Genomic DNA, 14,731 nt, shown 5'->3' with positions numbered 1-14,731 from the left:
GAACGACGTACAAAGGCTGAGCGTAGCCGCCCGGTGGGGGTCGGGGTGGCGGGTATCGGGCAGCCGTTGCCGGGGTGGGTGAACGGACGTACCGTCGGGCGGCGCGCCGGGCGTGCGACGGGGTTTGCGGGGCGCCCGCGCGGTCAACAGCCCTGGAGTGAGCGACACCTTCCGCAAGCCGTCCGGCCCGTCCGGGGCGGACCCGCGGCGGCCCGGGGTACGGGCCGTGGTGGCGGGTTCGGTGGGCAATTTCATCGAGTGGTACGAGTTCGGCGTCTACGGCTACTTCGCCACGGTGATCGCGGAGCGGTTCTTCACCCCGGAGGGCGGCGGGGACGCCGAGGCGCTGGTGCGTACATACGCCTCCTTCGCACTGGCGTTCTTCTTCCGGCCGGTCGGCGCAGCGGTGTTCGGGCGGCTCGGCGACCGGTGGGGCCGCCGTCCGGTGCTGATCCTGGTGGTGTCCCTGATGACCGGCGCGACCGCGCTGATCGGGCTGCTGCCGACATACGCGACGGTCGGCGCGCTGGCGCCCTGGCTGCTGACGCTGGCGCGGGTGGTGCAGGGGCTGTCGGCGGGCGGGGAGTTCGGCGGAGCGGTCGCCCTGATGACGGAGTTCGCGCCCGAGGGACGGCGGGGGCTGTACGGGGCGTGGCAGTCGTTCACGGTGGCGCTGGGGCTGCTGGGCGGGGCCGGGGTGGCGGCGGTGCTGGCGACCGCGCTGACCGAGGATCAGGTGCGGTCGTGGGGCTGGCGGGTGCCGTTCCTGCTGGCGGTGCCGCTGGGCGCGGTGGCGCTGTGGCTACGGCTGCGGCTGGCGGAGACCCCACGGTTCCGGGCCGAGCAGGCGCGCGCGGTACGGGTGCGTCCGCCGCGCCGGGAGGTGGTGCGGGCGGTCGCGCTGGGCGCCGGGCGGGTGATGGGCTGGTCGGCGGCGGGCTACACGTTCCTGGTGGTGCTGCCGTCGTACTTGCAGAGCACGCTGGACGCGAGTTTCCGGCAGGCGCTGATCGCGACCGTGCTCGCCAACGCGGGGTTCGCGGCGGCGATCCTGCCCGCCGGGCGGCTCAGCGACCGGGTGGGCCGCCGCCCGGTGATGCTGGCGGGCGCGGCGGGCGTGGTGGTGCTCGCGCTGCCGCTGTTCGATCTGCTCCAGGACCCGGCCGCGTCCCTGACGGCGAAGGGCGTGGCGCTGTGCGGGGCCGGGGCGGTGGTGGGCCTGATGGCGGGGCCGGGTCCGGCGATGCTGGCGGAGATGTTCCCGACGACGGTCCGCTACACGGGTCTGGGACTCGCCTACGCGCTGTCCAACGCGGTGTTCTCGGGCTGTGCGGGCCTCGTCATCACCCAGACCGTCGAACGGACCGGCGACGCCGACGTCCCGGCGTACTACGCGGCGGCGGCCTGCGCGGTGAGCGCGCTGGCCCTGGCGTCCCGCCCGACGCCCGCACGGACGCGGAGCCAGGGTGAACCAGGGTGAACCAGGGTGAGGAGGCTGTCATGCGGGTGATCGGGCTGATGTCGGGCACGTCGTACGACGCGGTGGACGCGGCGGCGGCCGACCTGCGGCGGGACGGTGACGTGCTGCGGCTGCGCCCGCTCGGGATGGTGAGTGAGGGGTACCCGGAGGAGGTGCGGGAGCTGCTCGCGGCGGCGCTGCCGCCCGCCGCGGTGACGATGGCTCAGGTGTGCCGTCTGGACACCTGGATCGGGCAGACGTTCGCGGCGCTGGCGGTCCGCGCGGACCGGGAGCTGTGCGCGGGGCGGGCGGAGCTGGTCGCCTCGCACGGGCAGACCCTCTACCACTGGACGGAGGGCACGACCGTGCGCGGCAGCCTCCAGCTGGGGCAGCCCGCGTGGATCGCGGAGGCGACCGGGCTGCCGGTGGTCGCCGACCTCCGGGCCCGGGACATCGCGGCGGGCGGCCAGGGCGCGCCGCTGGTCAGCCTGTTCGACACACTGTGGCTGCGGGACCGGCCGGGGACGCCGGTGGCGCTGAACGTGGGCGGGATCGCGAACCTGACGGCGCCCGACGGCACGGCCTTCGACACGGGTCCGGGGTGCGCGCTGATCGACGCGGCGGCGCGCGGCTTCAGCGGGGGGCGGCTGCGCCACGACACCGACGGGCGGCTGGCGGCGGCCGGGCGGGTGCGCGGCGATCTGCTGGAGACCCTGCTCCGGGAGCCGTACTACGCGCTTCCGGTGCCGAGGACGACCGGGAAGGAGCTGTTCCACCCGGGCTATCTGCGGGACGCCCTGGCGGAGGTCGGGGGCACCCTGTCGGCGGAGGACGTGATCGCCACGCTCACCGCGCTGACCGCGCGCACGGTGGCGGACGCGGTGCGCGCGGTAGGCGCGACGGAGGTCCTGGCCTCGGGCGGCGGCACCCGCAATCCGACGCTGATGGCGATGCTGGCGGACGCGCTGCCCGGGGTGCCGGTGCGGCCGACCGACGCGCTGGGCCTGCCGTCCGACGCCAAGGAGGCGTACGCCTTCGCCGTCCTCGGGTATCTCACCGCGCACGGTCTCGCGGGCACCGACCCGGCGGCCACGGGCGCCCGGCATCCGAGTGTGCTGGGGTCGCTGACGCCGGGCCGGGCGGGGCTGCGGCTGCCGCCGCCGGTGCCGGACGGGGGGCCGCGGCGGCTGGTGATCGAGTCCTGACGTCCGGGGCGTCCAGGGGGCGTTCCGCAGGGCCTTCGCGATGAGGTCGTGGATCAGGTACTCGCCCGGACCGCGGTTCTCCTTGAGGCGGTCGAGGGTGCCGGGGCCGAACCAGCCGCAGGCGGAGTGCTTGGCTCCAGTGCGGGGTGGTCCAGGTCGCCGTCGACGTCGACCAGGTAGTCGGCCTCGTGGCGCCGCCCGGCGCCGTCGTCGCCGTCCCAGGTGCTGACGGCAAGGAGTTCCCGGACATGCCGCAGGCGCCAGCCGGGGCGTCGAGCAGGGACTCGCCGGGTTCGACATGGCCGCCGACCACGTCCCAGGTGCCGGGGAAGAGGCGGCGGTCGGCGCTGCGCTTCTGCGCGAAGGCGGTGCCGTCGGGGCGCAGGACGACGGCGCCGACGGTCCAGCGTTCGCCCGGCGCGGGGCGCGGGACTTCGAGGTGCGGGGCGACGGTGAAGGTGCGGTCGGATGCGGGCATGGGGGCCAGCGTAGGAGGGCGGCGGGCGCCGGTCCGCCGTCCCGGGTGCGCGTGCGGCCGGGAAGCGTCGCCGAGTTGTGGCCCGCCCCTCTCATCCCGCTTTCACAGATGCCTCATACGGTGGGGGCATGACGCAGGTGACTCCTCCCGGGTGGTACGCCGACCCCGGGCAGACAAGTGACGGTCCGCCCACCGAGCGCTGGTGGGACGGCAAGGCATGGACGGAGCGGACCCGTCCCGCGGCCCCGGCCGCCGCGTGGGGTCCCCCGGGGCAGCCCCAGGCGGACGGGGACGCGGCGCCGGTCTCCGACCCCGCCCCCGACGCGCCGACGGCCGCCGTGCCGCTCGGCAAGCAGCCCGCGGACACCACGGTGGACGCCCCCTCCCCCGCGGCACCGCCGCCCGGTGAGCCGGCCTACCCCGCGTACCCCGCGTACCCGACACCTCCGGGGGCGGGCCACCCCCAGCCCGGCCAGTACGGTCAGCCCGGACAGTACGGCCAACCCGGCCAGCCCGGCCAGTACGGTCAGCTGAGCCAGCCCGAGTACCTGGGCGGCCATCCCGGCTATCCCGGTTACCCGGGCTACCCGGGGCAGCCCGTGCCGCCCCGCCGCAAGGGGCTCCGGACCGGGATCGCCATCGGGATCGCGGCCGTCGTGCTCGCCAGCATCGGTGTCGGGGTGTACGCGCTGACCAGCGAGGACAGCGGGGGCAGCGACCAGGCGGGGAGCGGTTCGCCGAGCCCCAGCGGGCCCGGACAGGGCGGGCCGTTCGGTGAGGGGCCGGGCCAGGGCGCCCCGTCGCCCACGCCGGAGCAGTCCCTGCCGCCGGAGGTCGAGGGCGGTGGCAGGGTGAACGACCCGGCGAACGCCATCAGCATCGAGGTGCCGGAGGGCTGGACCGGGCAGGCGATGAGCGTCGGCGCCCAGATCACCTCCGACGACGAGTACAAGTGCCCCGGCGACACGTCCAAGAACTGCACCAAGGGCGGCGCGTACTCGGCCCCCGCGGAGATGCACGGCACCAAGGGCAACACCCCGGAGGAGATAGCGAAGGCGGACATCGAGGCCAACGCCGAGGAGTCCTACGGCGGCACCACCTACGGCGCGATCACCTCGCACGAGGTGCTGGCGTCCAAGGCGGTCACGGTGGTCGGCCAGAAGGGCTACCAGGTCCGCTGGAAGGCCGTCACCAGCAAGGGCGCCGACGGCATCGTCGAGTCGCTGGTGTTCCCGTCGCCCGCAGATCCGGAGCACATGGTGATCGTGCGGATCGGTGTGGACGCCGGGGAGAACGAGGGCGTGCTGGACGAGATAGCCAAGAACATCTCGCAGCTCTCCGCCGACGCCGGCTCCGGCTCCGGCTCCGGTCAGGGCGTCTGAGGGGTCCCGGCACCGGCCAGGTGCACCAGGTCGGCCGGGCGGGGCGCCTCTCCGCTCCAGAGGTACCCCGCCCGGCCGTGGTGCGCGCCGCCCCCGTCCCCACGGTGCGGCGCGGTCAGGCCACCGTCCGGTCATCCCGGGACGGCGGCCTGGGTCAGGGGGCCGGAGGTGAGGCCGCCGTGGCGGCCGGTGCGGCGAGGTCCAGTGCCGGGACCACCGCGACCTGCACGAACCGCGCCAGATAGTCCGGGTCCGCGTGTCTGCCCTCCAGGATGGGGCGGGCCCGCAGCACCCCCAGCATCATCGCGGGCACGTACTCCAGTGCCGGATGTCCTTCGGGCACCTCCCCGCGCGCCACCCCGCGCCGGAGGATCTCCTTGAGCGCGGCGACCTCGGGCTCCACGACGGCCTCGCGCAGCGCCTGGCCGAGCCTGCGGTCCTGGACGACGGCGTGGCCGAGCGCCTGGAACAACCGGGTGTCGTCGGCGGACGCCTCCCCGGCGAGCCGGGCGGCCAGCACCAGGTCGGCGGTGAGCGAGCCCGTGTCGACCCCGGCGAACCGCACCCGGCGCCGGGCGCGCAGGGCCGCCGCCACGAACTCCGGCTTGGTCTTCCACTGCCGGTACAGCGTGGACTTGCTGCACCGGGTGCTCGCGGCGATGCCCTCCATGGTGACCGCGTCGTAGCCGCACTGGCGGAGCTGGTCGATCACGGCGTCGTAGAACTCCTGCTCACGTTCGGGCGTCAGCTTGGAGCGGCGCGAGGTGCCGACCGGTTCCGGTCGGTCCGCGGCCTGCGACGTCATGGGCTCTTCTCCTTGCTGCCGAAGCGCCGGGTCGAAGCGCCTCCGAAGCGCTGTCGCAGCACGGCCGAAGTACGGCCGAAGCGCTGCCGGACGGGTGGGGGGTGGGCGGCGGTGATGGTGCGGCCGGTGGCGGTCCGGCGAGGAGAAAACCAGATGTGCCGAATGCCACCGATACGCCAGTGTACCGGTACTACTTCGTATCGGTACACTGGCGTATCGATACGAACCAGTGTCGATGCTCTATACATGCACCATGAGTGAGGGGCCGGGGGATGACCGACGCAGCCGAGCCTGCCGGGGCGGGGTCCGATCCTCCGCAACGTCCGCCGATCCTGCGGGAACTGCTGCTCGTCGCGGGGCTCTTCCTCGTCTACAAGCTCGGCCGGCTGCTCGCCGACGGCCGTACCGCGTCGGCCTTCGCCAACGCGCGGGACGTCTGGCACTGGGAGCGCGTCCTGCGGCTGCCCGACGAGGCCGCGATACAGGCCCTGCTGCTCCACGGCGACGGGCTGATACGCGTGGCCAACACCTTCTACGCCACCGTCCACTTCCCCGCGACCCTCGCGTTCCTGGTCTGGCTCTACTGGCGCCGCCCCGCCCACTACGTCTGGGCCCGCCGGGTGCTCGCCGCGCTCACCGCCGCCGCCCTCGTACTGCATCTGGCGTTCCCGCTGGCCCCGCCCCGGATGCTGGCGGAGACCGGACTCGTCGACACCGGCCGGCTCTACGGCCCCTCCGTCTACGGGCCGCCCGCCACCGACACCCTCTCCAACCAGTTCGCGGCGATGCCCTCGCTGCACTTCGGCTGGGCCCTGATGGTGGCCGTCGGACTGATCGCCGCCACCCGCTCCCGCTGGCGCCCGCTGTGGCTGCTGCACCCGCTGCTGACCCTGCTGGTGATCGTCGGCACCGCCAACCACTACTGGCTCGACGCCCTCGTCGCCGGTCTGCTGCTGGCCGCCGCCCTGCTGGTGCTCAAGGTCCCCCGGTCCGTCCCCCGGGACGGCGCCCGCCGCACCGCCCGTGCCGTACGGCGGCCCGCCGAGCGGCCCCCGCTGGTCGGGGCGGCCCGATGAACGCCTCCCTGCTGGCCGTCGTGCTGTCCCTGCTGTCCGCCGTCGGCTACGCGGCGGCGGCCGTGGCACAGCAGCGGCTCGCCGCCCGCTCGCCCGGCACCGGGCTGCTGCGGCTGCTGCGCGGCGGCGCCTGGTGGGGCTCGGTCCTGCTGAACGCCTCGGGGGCGCTGCTGCACGTGGTGGCGCTGCGCTACGGCCCGCTGACCGTCGTCCAGCCGCTGGGCGCGCTCACCCTGGTCACCGCCGTGCCGCTGGGCGCGCGGCTGGCCGGACGCCGGGTCAGCGCCACCGAGTGGCGGGGTACGGCGTTCACGCTGGTCGGGCTGGCCGCGCTGCTGCTGACCGCCACCGGCCCGGCGCCGGACGACGTGCTCAGTGTGCGGGAGGCGCTGCTGGTGTCGGGCGCCACGGCGGTGCTGATCGCCGTCCTGTGCTTCCCCGGCGTCCGGCCGGGCCTGCGGCACGCCACCGCGTCCGGGGTCGCCTCCGGGGTCGGTTCCGCGCTCACCCAGACCGTGACGGTGGCGGCGACCGCCGGTGCCGCCTCGCTGCTGAGCCTCCAGGTGGTCGGGGTGGCCGTGCTGGTCGCGGCCTTCGCGGGCGGCGGACTGCTGCTGTCCCAGACCGCCTACCGCGACGGGCTCGGCGCCCCGCTCGCCGTGGTCACCCTGGCCAATCCGGTGGCCGCCGCGGTGATCGGGCTGACGCTGCTGGGCGAGCGGTTCCGGGGCGGCCCGGCCGGGGTGCTGCTCGCCCTCGCGGGCGCGGGCCTCGCCGCGTGGGGGGTGGTCCTGCTGTCCCGCGCCGAACCACGCCCCCGCCCGGCCCCACCACCCGCACCCCCCGTGCACCCCACGCCGGCCGCGCAGCCCGCGCCCTCCCTACAACCTCCGCCCGTCATACGGCCCGCGCCCTCCCGGCACCCCGCGCCCACCGGGCCCACCGGCCAGGCCCGGCCGGGCGGCATACCGGCGCCCCGCCAACCGGACTCCGGTCCGGGGCACCTGACGGCACGGTGAGCCGGGGCCCGGCCGGGACCGGACCCCCACCGCGGCGCCAGAACGATCCCGGCGCTAGTCGGTGATGATCGCCGGGTCGCTCACCCCCGGTCGGCCGTTCTCCACATGTCCGGCGAAGCGCCGCAGGAACGCCGGGTCGGCGTCGGAGGTGACGGTGACGTCGTACCAGCGGCGGCTGCGCTCCAGGTCCACGGTGAGGGCGGCGCGGGCGCCGGGGCGGACCCGGAGTGTGCGCGCCCGGCCGCCGTAGGCGTTGGCGACCGTGAGGGTGACCGTGGCGGTGCCCGCGTTGGTGGCGGTCAGTTCGAGGTCGTCGCCGTCGTGGCGGGCGGTGACCTCGGGTCCGGCGGTCCGATTGGCGCCCTGGAAGGTGCGCAGGAAGCCGTTGGGGCCGTGCACGGTCAGATCGTAGGAGCCGCCCGAGTAGGCCGAGTTCCAGGTGTCGGCGAGGGACTTCCCGGCCTCGGTGGTGTACTGCCAGGGGCCGTCCTCGCGGTTGCCGGAGGTCACCAGGAAGGCGGCTCCGGCCTTCGCGCCGGAGGCGAAGCCCAGCGTGAACTTCCCGGCCGCCGCGTCGACCGAGCCGTCCACCAGCGGGGCGTACTTCAGCGGCCGGGTGGGGCGCGAGCCGCGTTCCTGCTTCGGCATGTCCGGGTCGGCGGGCGGGGTGGGCCGGTAGTCCGGGTGGCGGTCGCGGTCCGGCGGCTCGTAGGCGTCGGTGTCGGGCAGCCGGGTGGGCCGGGTGTCCTTGCGGGAGAAGTCGAACGCGGCCGTCAGATCGCCGCAGACCGCCCGCCGCCAAGGGGAGATCTGGGGCTCCAGGACGCCGAAGCGGCGCTCCATGAAACGGACGATGGAGGTGTGGTCGAGGGTCTCGGAGCAGACGTATCCGCCCTTGCTCCACGGGGAGACCACCAGCATCGGCACGCGCGGGCCGAGCCCGTAGGGACCGGCCGGACGGCCGCCGCCGCCCGGGAAGAGGTCGAGGGAGACATCGACGGTGGACTTGCCCTGCGCGGCCGACTTCGGCGGCAGCGGCGGCACCACATGGTCGAAGAAGCCGTCGTTCTCGTCGTAGGTGATGAACAGCGCGGTCTTCGCCCACACGGCCGGGTTCGAGGTGAGCGCGTCCAGGACCTGGGCTATGTACCAGGCGCCGTAGTTGGTGGGCCAGTTGGAGTGCTCGGAGAACGCCTCCGGGGCGGCGATCCAGGAGATCTGCGGCAGCCGCCCGGCCTTCACATCGGCCCGCAGCCGGTCGAAGTAGCCGTCGCCGTTCTTGACGTCGGTGCCGGTGCGGGCCTTGTCGAACCAGGGGTCGCCGGGCTTCGCGGTGCGGTACTTGTTGAAGTAGAGCAGCGAGTTGTCGCCGTAGTTGCCGCGGTAGGGGTCGGAGATCCAGCCCCAGCTTCCGGCCGCGTCCAGGCCGTCGCCGATGTCCTGGTAGATCTTCCAGGAGATCCCGGCCGCCTCCAGGCGCTCGGGGTACGTGGTCCAGTCGTAGCCGAGTTCGTCGTTGCCGAGGACCGGGCCGCCGCCCTTGCCGTCGTTGCCGGTGTGCCCGGACCACATGTAGTAGCGGTTCGGGTCGGTCGAGCCGATGAACGAGCAGTGGTAGGCGTCGCAGACGGTGAACCTGTCGGCGAGGGCGTAGTGGAAGGGGATGTCCTCGCGGGTCAGGTACGCCATGGTGGTGGTGCCCTTGGCGGGCAGCCACGCGTCGTACTTGCCGCCGTGGTAGGCGTGCTGGCCGTCGGTCCAGCCGTGCGGCAGGCCCTCCAGGAACTGCATCCCGAGGTCGTCGGCGTCCGGGTGGAAGGGCAGCACCTCCGTGCCGTTCCGCGTCTGGTGCCACACCGACTTGCCGCTGTCGAGCACGACCGGGCGCGGGTCGCCGAAGCCGCGCACCCCGCGCAGCGCGCCGTAGTAGTGGTCGAAGGAGCGGTTCTCCTGCATCAGGACGACGATGTGCTCGACGTCCTCGATGGTGCCCTTGCGGTGGTGGGCGGGGAGCGCGGCGGCGCGCTCGATGCTGCTCGACAGCGCGGAGAACGCCGTGGTGGCGCCCGCGATCTGGAGGAACTTACGCCGATTGACTTCGGGCATGACTGAGCGACCTCTCGTCCTGTGGAGCCTCGACCGGTCGGGATGGTGATGTTTTGCGCGCGAAAGGAGTGTTCCAAGAGCACCAAACGTCAGGGAAGGGTGCGATGGCGCGCGTGTGAAACTCGGCGGTACGAGAGGTGCGCAAGCGGTGGAGGCGCCCGCTGGAGCCCCGTGCCGCGCCGGGGAGGTCGCACCCGGCACGGCACGGGGAGGTCAGGGCCTGAGCGGTGCGGGCATACCGCGGGGGGGGGCTCAGTCGCGCAGCCAGGCCGCCGTGTCCCGCGGGAGCCGGCCCTCGTCGTCCAGCGGGCCGCTGCTGAGCAGGAGTGCGGAGTGCGCGGGGAGTGGGACGGGGTCCGCGCCGAGGTTGACCACACACCGGGACCCGTCCGCCCGACTGAAGTGCAGCACGCCGTCCGGGGCGTCCTGCCAGGTGAGCGGTCCTTCGCCGAACACCGGGCGGAGCCGGATCGCGTCCCGGTAGAGCCGCAGCATCGAACCCGGGTCGTCGGCCTGCCGGCCGGCGGCGTACGCCGCCCAGCCCGCGGGCTGCGGCAGCCAGGTCTCCTGCCGGGAGCCGAAGCCCGCGTAGGGCTCCGCGGCGCTCCAGGGCAGCGGGACCCGGCAGCCGTCTCGGCCGGGGTCGACCCCGCCGGAGCGGAAGTGCATCGGGTCCTCGATGCGGTCCAGCGGGATGTCCGCCTCGGGCAGCCCGAGTTCCTCGCCCTGGTAGAGGTAGACCGCGCCGGGCAGGGCCAGCGACAGCAGGGCGGCGGCGCGGGCCCGGCGCTCGCCCAACGCCAGGTCGGTGGGGGTGCCGAACGCCTTGGTGGCGAAGGCGAAGGCGGTGTCCTCCCGGCCGTAGCGGGTGACCGTGCGGGTGATGTCGTGGTTGCAGAGCACCCAGGTGGCGGGGGCGCCGACCGGGGCGTGCTCGGCGAGCGTCTCGTCGATCGAGGAGCGCAGCCGCGCCGGGTCCCAGGGGCAGGACAGGAAGGCGAAGTTGAACGCGGTGTGCAGCTCGTCGGGGCGCAGATAGCGGGCGAAGCGCTCGGTGTCGGGGAGCCAGACCTCGCCGACGAAGATGCCGTCGTAGTCGTCGGCGACCTGGCGCCAGGAGCGGTAGATGTCGTGCAGTTCGTCCCGGTCGATGAACGGGTTGGGGTCACGGCCCTCGACGAAGTCGGGCAGCGCGGGGTCCTTGGCGAGCAGCGCGGCGGAGTCGATGCGCACCCCGGCCACGCCCCGCTCGAACCAGAACCGCAGCACGTCCTCGTGCTCCCGGCGCACGGCCGGGTGGTCCCAGTTGAGGTCGGGCTGTTCGGGGGTGAACAGATGGAGGTACCAGTCGCCGTCGGGCAGCCGGGTCCACACCGGTTCGGTGGACCCGGCGAACTGGGAGGGCCAGTCGTTGGGCGGGATCTCGCCCTGGTCGCCGCGGCCGGGCCGGAAGTGGAACAGCTCCCGCTCGGGGCTGCCGGGCCCGGCGGCCAGCGCCGCCCGGAACCAGGGGTGCTGGTCGGAGACATGGTTGGGCACGATGTCCACGATGGTGCGGATGCCCAGCTCGCGTGCCTCGGCGATGAGCTTCTCGGCCTCGGCGAGGGTGCCGAAGGCCGGGTCGATGGTCCGGTAGTCGGCGACGTCGTAGCCGCCGTCCTTGAGCGGCGAGAGGTACCACGGGGTGAACCACAGCGCGTCGACGCCGAGTTCGGCGAGGTACGGCAGGCGCGCGCGGACCCCGGCGAGGTCGCCGGTGCCGTCGCCGTCGCCGTCCGCGAAGCTGCGGACGTACACCTGGTAGATGACGGCGGACCGCCACCAGTCGAGGTGCTGCTGGGCAGGGGTGGGCTGTGCCACGGTTGCTGGCCTTTCTCTCGGTCGTGGGGGGCGGCGGGTGTCAGCCCTTGGTGCTGCCCGCGCTGATCCCGGCGATGATGTGGCGCTGGAAGATCAGGAACATCGCGACCATCGGGATGCTGGCGATCACCATGGCGGCGATCAGCACGGTCAGCTGGATGTTCTGGGAGAGCTGGACCAGTGCCACGCTGATGGGCTGCTTCCCGGTGTCGGAGAAGACCATCAGCGGCCAGAGGAAGTCCTGCCAGACGGCGACCAGGGCGAAGATGGAGACGACCCCGAGCACCGGCCGGGACATCGGCAGGACGATCGACCAGAGGATGCGCAGCTTTCCGGCGCCGTCGATCTCGGCGGCCTCCAGCACATCGCGGGGGATCTGGTCGAAGAACCGTTTGAGCAGATAGAGGTTGAAGGCGTTGGCGACGGCGGGCAGCCAGATCGCCAGCGGATCGTTGAGCAGCCCCAGATCGGCCACCGTCAGGTACTTGGGTACGACGAGGGCCTGGGCCGGGACCATCAGGGTGGCCAGGATGCCGCCGAGGACGATCCCGCCGAACACCGGCCGCAGCTTGGACAGGGCGTAGGCGGCGGCCGTGCACAACACGATCTGGAAGAACCAGGCGCCCGCGGCCTGCACCACCGTGTTCCACAGATGGGTGGGCAGGTCCATCAGTTCCCAGGCGTCGGTGTACCCGGTGAACTCCCACTGCTCGGGGATGAGCGTGGGCGGTGTCCTGGCCACCTCGTCCGGTGACTTCATGGCGCCCGTCACCATCCAGTAGACGGGGAAGAGGAACGCCAGCGCGAACAGCAGGACGACCCCGGTGAAGACGCTCCAGTAGACGGCCCGGCCGCGCGGCCGGGCCAGGGACGCCGGGGAGACGAGGGTACGGGTGCTCATGCGCTGTCCCCCTCCGAGCGGGTGAGCCGCAGATACAGGGCGGAGAAGGCGCCGAGGAAGAGCAGCAGCAGCACGCTCAGGGCGCAGGCGCCGCCGAAGTCGTTGTAGAGGAAGGCGTACTTGTAGATCAGGTAGAGCACGGTGACGGTGGAGTTCTCGGGGCCGCCGCCGGTGATGACGAAGGGTTCGGTGAACACCTGCATCGTGGCGATGATCTGGAGCAGCATCAGCATCAGGATCACGAACCGGGTCTGCGGGATCGTGACGTGCCGGACGCGCTGGAAGATGGTGGCGCCGTCGAGTTCGGCGGCCTCGTACAGCTCGCCCGGGATGGACTGGAGGGCGGCCAGGTAGATCAGGACGGTGCCGCCCATGTTGGCCCAGGTGGCGACGATCACCAGGGAGACGAGGGCGGTGTCGGCGCCGTTGGACCAGTTCGAGGTCGGCAGGTGCAGAAAGCGCAGGGCTTCGTTGGCGAGGCCGGTGCCGGGGTCGTAGAACCACTTCCACAGCAGGGCGGAGACCACCGGCGGGATCATCACCGGGAGGTAGACCACGACCCGGAAGAACGCCTTGGCGTGCCGGAGTTCGTTCAGCACCAGGGCGAGCACGAACGGCACGGCGAAGCCGATGAGCAGGGCGAGCACGGTGAAGGTGAAGGTGTTCTTCCAGGCCGCCGCGAACTCGGGGTCGCCCCAGACCCGGGTGAAGTTCTCCGTGCCGACCCATTCGGGCGCGGAGCCCGGGGTGTACTTCTGGAAGGCGATGACCACCGCGCGGATCGCCGGGTACCAGGAGAACAGGGCGAAGCAGATCAGTCCGCCGAGCAGGAAGCCGTAGGCGCGGACCTGGTCGGTGAGGCGGCGCCGCCCCCGGTCCCCTGCCGGGGGCGCCGCCTTCACCGGGCGGACCGCGACCTTGGCCGCGGTCCGCCGTTGTGCCGTCTTGGTCATCGCGGGTCAGCCCCGGGCGAGGATGTCGTCGATCTTGCCGGAGGCGTCCTTCAGCAGTCCGTCGATGTCGGCGTCCTCCTTGGTGAGGACGGCGGAGACGACCCCGTCGAGGACGGAGTAGATCTGCTGGGCGCTGGGCGGCTCGATCTTCATGTCGAGGCTCTGGTTGCCGTCCAGGAACGCCTGGTAGTTCTCCACCGGGACATTGGCGTTGGCTTCCTTGACCTGCTGGTCCTTCTCGTCGGCGGCGCCGGTGAACAGCCGCGGCTCGGGCAGGCCGACGGGGGCGTCGTTCTCCTTGGCTCGGGCGTAATCGCCGAGGAAGCCGTCACCGGGGGTGAGGAACATGGCGTCGAGCCACTTCAGCCCGGCGCGGATCTCCTCGGGGCCGGCGTTCTTGTTGAACATGTAGCCGTCGCCGCCTATGAGGGTGCCGTTGCCGCCGGGCATCGGCGCGAGGGCCATGTCCTCGTACTTGGCGCCCTTCTCCTTGACCAGGATCGGGATGTTGTCCGGGGCGGAGAGGTACATGCCGAGCTTGCCGGAGCCCATCATCTGCTGGACGTCGTTGATGACGAGGAGCTGCTTGGTGCCCATCGACTCGTCGGTCCAGCGCATGTCGTGCAGCGTCTGGAGGACGGCCCTGCCCTCGGGGGTGTCGATGGTGGCCGACTTACCATCGGCGCTGACCACGTCGCCGCCCTGGGAGTACAGCTCGGCGGTGAAGTGCCAGCCGCCCTGGTTCTGGGCGCTGTAGTCGGCGTAGCCGACGGTGCCGTCGCCGAGCGCGGCGATCTTCTTGGCGGCGGCGCGGACCTCGTCCCAGGTGGCGGGCGGCTGGTCGGGGTCGAGCCCGGCCTCCTCGAACAGCGCCCGGTTGTAGATCAGCCCCATCGAGTAGCCGGTGCGCGGAATGCCGTAGATCTTGCCGCCGACGGTGTAGATGTCCCGCAGCTGCTGCTGGATCGTCTCGTAGCTCTTCAGCTCCTTGATGTACGGGGTGAGGTCCGCGGCCTGGTCGATGTCCACGACATGCTTGGCGTCGGTGAAGTACGTGTAGAACACGTCCTCCATCTGGCCCCCGGCGAGCTTGGCGTCGAAGGTCTTCGGGTCCTGACAGGGGAAGGCGTCGTGCGGCACGACGTCGATGTCCGGGTTGGCCTTCTCGAAGGCGGCGACGTCCTGCTCGAAGAACTGGCGGTCGACCTTGGCGCTCTTGGGCGGCATGCAGTTGACCGTGATCTGGGTCTTGCCGCTCGCGGTGCCCTCGTCGCCCGAACCGCACGCGGTCAGGGCGGTGAGGGAGATGGCACCGGCGGCGAGGCTGACGAAGGTGCGGCGGAACCCGGAGCTTCTCATCGGTGGACCCCTTCGGGCAGGAGCCGCTGAGCCCCTTCGGGCCGAGCGGATGGGCGTCGCACACTCAAGCACCGACGGCAGCATCACGCAAGATGTCGCGTGACGATTGCAATAAACTGACAGAGAAA

The 14,731-nt window shown here is 72.7% G+C and carries 11 protein-coding genes and 1 pseudogene; 5 read left to right on the top strand and 7 right to left on the bottom strand.

The features are described from left to right. The first annotated feature begins 226 nt into the window (after positions 1-226). On the top strand, positions 227-1,480 hold the full coding sequence (locus AB0D49_RS05545) for an MFS transporter (RefSeq protein WP_362752067.1): 1,254 nt from the start codon (positions 227-229) through the stop codon (positions 1,478-1,480). Between the two features lie 20 nt (positions 1,481-1,500). Beyond that, positions 1,501-2,664 (top strand): anhydro-N-acetylmuramic acid kinase, encoded by a 1,164-nt coding sequence (locus tag AB0D49_RS05540; protein ID WP_362751156.1) that lies wholly within the window; start codon positions 1,501-1,503, stop codon positions 2,662-2,664. Positions 2,665-2,992: 328 nt separating this feature from the next. Here the strand turns inward: AB0D49_RS05540 and AB0D49_RS05535 are convergent. Then, positions 2,993-3,142 (bottom strand): annotated as a pseudogene (locus tag AB0D49_RS05535) (NTP pyrophosphohydrolase); the annotation flags it as partial. 128 nt (positions 3,143-3,270) lie between these two features. On the opposite strand from AB0D49_RS05535, the gene AB0D49_RS05530 reads away from it, so the two are divergent. Then, on the top strand, positions 3,271-4,524 hold the full coding sequence (locus AB0D49_RS05530; protein WP_362751153.1) for a DUF2510 domain-containing protein: 1,254 nt from the start codon (positions 3,271-3,273) through the stop codon (positions 4,522-4,524). A gap of 154 nt (positions 4,525-4,678) precedes the next feature. Here the strand turns inward: AB0D49_RS05530 and AB0D49_RS05525 are convergent, their stop codons facing one another. Continuing rightward, complete coding sequence (locus AB0D49_RS05525) at positions 4,679-5,329, bottom strand: TetR/AcrR family transcriptional regulator C-terminal ligand-binding domain-containing protein (protein WP_362751150.1); 651 nt, start codon at positions 5,327-5,329, stop codon at positions 4,679-4,681. Between the two features lie 272 nt (positions 5,330-5,601). Here AB0D49_RS05525 and AB0D49_RS05520 point away from each other — a divergent pair, with 272 nt between their 5' ends. After that, a complete protein-coding gene (locus tag AB0D49_RS05520) occupies positions 5,602-6,405 on the top strand; it encodes a phosphatase PAP2 family protein (RefSeq protein WP_362751147.1) in 804 nt (267 codons plus the stop codon). Then, positions 6,402-7,424 (top strand): DMT family transporter, encoded by a 1,023-nt coding sequence (locus AB0D49_RS05515; RefSeq protein ID WP_362751144.1) that lies wholly within the window; start codon positions 6,402-6,404, stop codon positions 7,422-7,424. The genes AB0D49_RS05520 and AB0D49_RS05515 overlap by 4 nt, the downstream gene beginning before the upstream one ends. Before the next feature lie 54 nt (positions 7,425-7,478). On the opposite strand, the gene AB0D49_RS05510 is transcribed toward AB0D49_RS05515, so the two are convergent. The 5 genes from AB0D49_RS05510 to AB0D49_RS05490 all read right to left on the bottom strand — a co-directional run bounded on the left by AB0D49_RS05510 (position 7,479) and on the right by AB0D49_RS05490 (position 14,603). Beyond that, positions 7,479-9,530 carry a phosphocholine-specific phospholipase C gene (locus tag AB0D49_RS05510; RefSeq protein WP_362751141.1) on the bottom strand — a complete coding sequence of 684 codons (2,052 nt, stop codon included), beginning with the start codon at positions 9,528-9,530 and terminating at the stop codon, positions 7,479-7,481. A 252-nt stretch (positions 9,531-9,782) separates the two neighbouring features. After that, a complete protein-coding gene (locus AB0D49_RS05505) occupies positions 9,783-11,390 on the bottom strand; it encodes a glycoside hydrolase family 13 protein (protein ID WP_362751138.1) in 1,608 nt (535 codons plus the stop codon). A 40-nt stretch (positions 11,391-11,430) separates the two neighbouring features. After that, a complete protein-coding gene (locus AB0D49_RS05500; RefSeq protein ID WP_362751135.1) occupies positions 11,431-12,291 on the bottom strand; it encodes a carbohydrate ABC transporter permease in 861 nt (286 codons plus the stop codon). Further along, positions 12,288-13,244, bottom strand: coding sequence for a sugar ABC transporter permease (locus tag AB0D49_RS05495; protein ID WP_362751132.1), 957 nt, complete (start codon positions 13,242-13,244; stop codon positions 12,288-12,290). Before AB0D49_RS05495 ends, AB0D49_RS05500 begins: the two co-directional genes overlap by 4 nt. A 6-nt stretch (positions 13,245-13,250) precedes the next feature. After that, positions 13,251-14,603 carry a sugar ABC transporter substrate-binding protein gene (locus tag AB0D49_RS05490; RefSeq protein WP_362751129.1) on the bottom strand — a complete coding sequence of 451 codons (1,353 nt, stop codon included), beginning with the start codon at positions 14,601-14,603 and terminating at the stop codon, positions 13,251-13,253. Between the last annotated feature and the right edge of the window lie 128 nt (positions 14,604-14,731).

The organism is Streptomyces sp. NPDC048290, from assembly GCF_040652095.1.
Lineage (GTDB): Bacteria > Actinomycetota > Actinomycetes > Streptomycetales > Streptomycetaceae > Streptomyces.
This window is presented reverse-complemented; position numbering and strand designations above follow the sequence as displayed.

Coding starts and splice junctions, on each gene's coding strand:
- AB0D49_RS05510 (WP_362751141.1), bottom strand. CDS start 9,530: ATGCCCGAAGTCAATCGGCGTAAGTTCCTCCAGATCGCGGGCGCCACC.
- AB0D49_RS05515 (WP_362751144.1), top strand. CDS start 6,402: ATGAACGCCTCCCTGCTGGCCGTCGTGCTGTCCCTGCTGTCCGCCGTC.
- AB0D49_RS05530 (WP_362751153.1), top strand. CDS start 3,271: ATGACGCAGGTGACTCCTCCCGGGTGGTACGCCGACCCCGGGCAGACA.
- AB0D49_RS05495 (WP_362751132.1), bottom strand. CDS start 13,244: ATGACCAAGACGGCACAACGGCGGACCGCGGCCAAGGTCGCGGTCCGC.
- AB0D49_RS05500 (WP_362751135.1), bottom strand. CDS start 12,291: ATGAGCACCCGTACCCTCGTCTCCCCGGCGTCCCTGGCCCGGCCGCGC.
- AB0D49_RS05540 (WP_362751156.1), top strand. CDS start 1,501: ATGCGGGTGATCGGGCTGATGTCGGGCACGTCGTACGACGCGGTGGAC.
- AB0D49_RS05490 (WP_362751129.1), bottom strand. CDS start 14,603: ATGAGAAGCTCCGGGTTCCGCCGCACCTTCGTCAGCCTCGCCGCCGGT.
- AB0D49_RS05520 (WP_362751147.1), top strand. CDS start 5,602: ATGACCGACGCAGCCGAGCCTGCCGGGGCGGGGTCCGATCCTCCGCAA.
- AB0D49_RS05525 (WP_362751150.1), bottom strand. CDS start 5,329: ATGACGTCGCAGGCCGCGGACCGACCGGAACCGGTCGGCACCTCGCGC.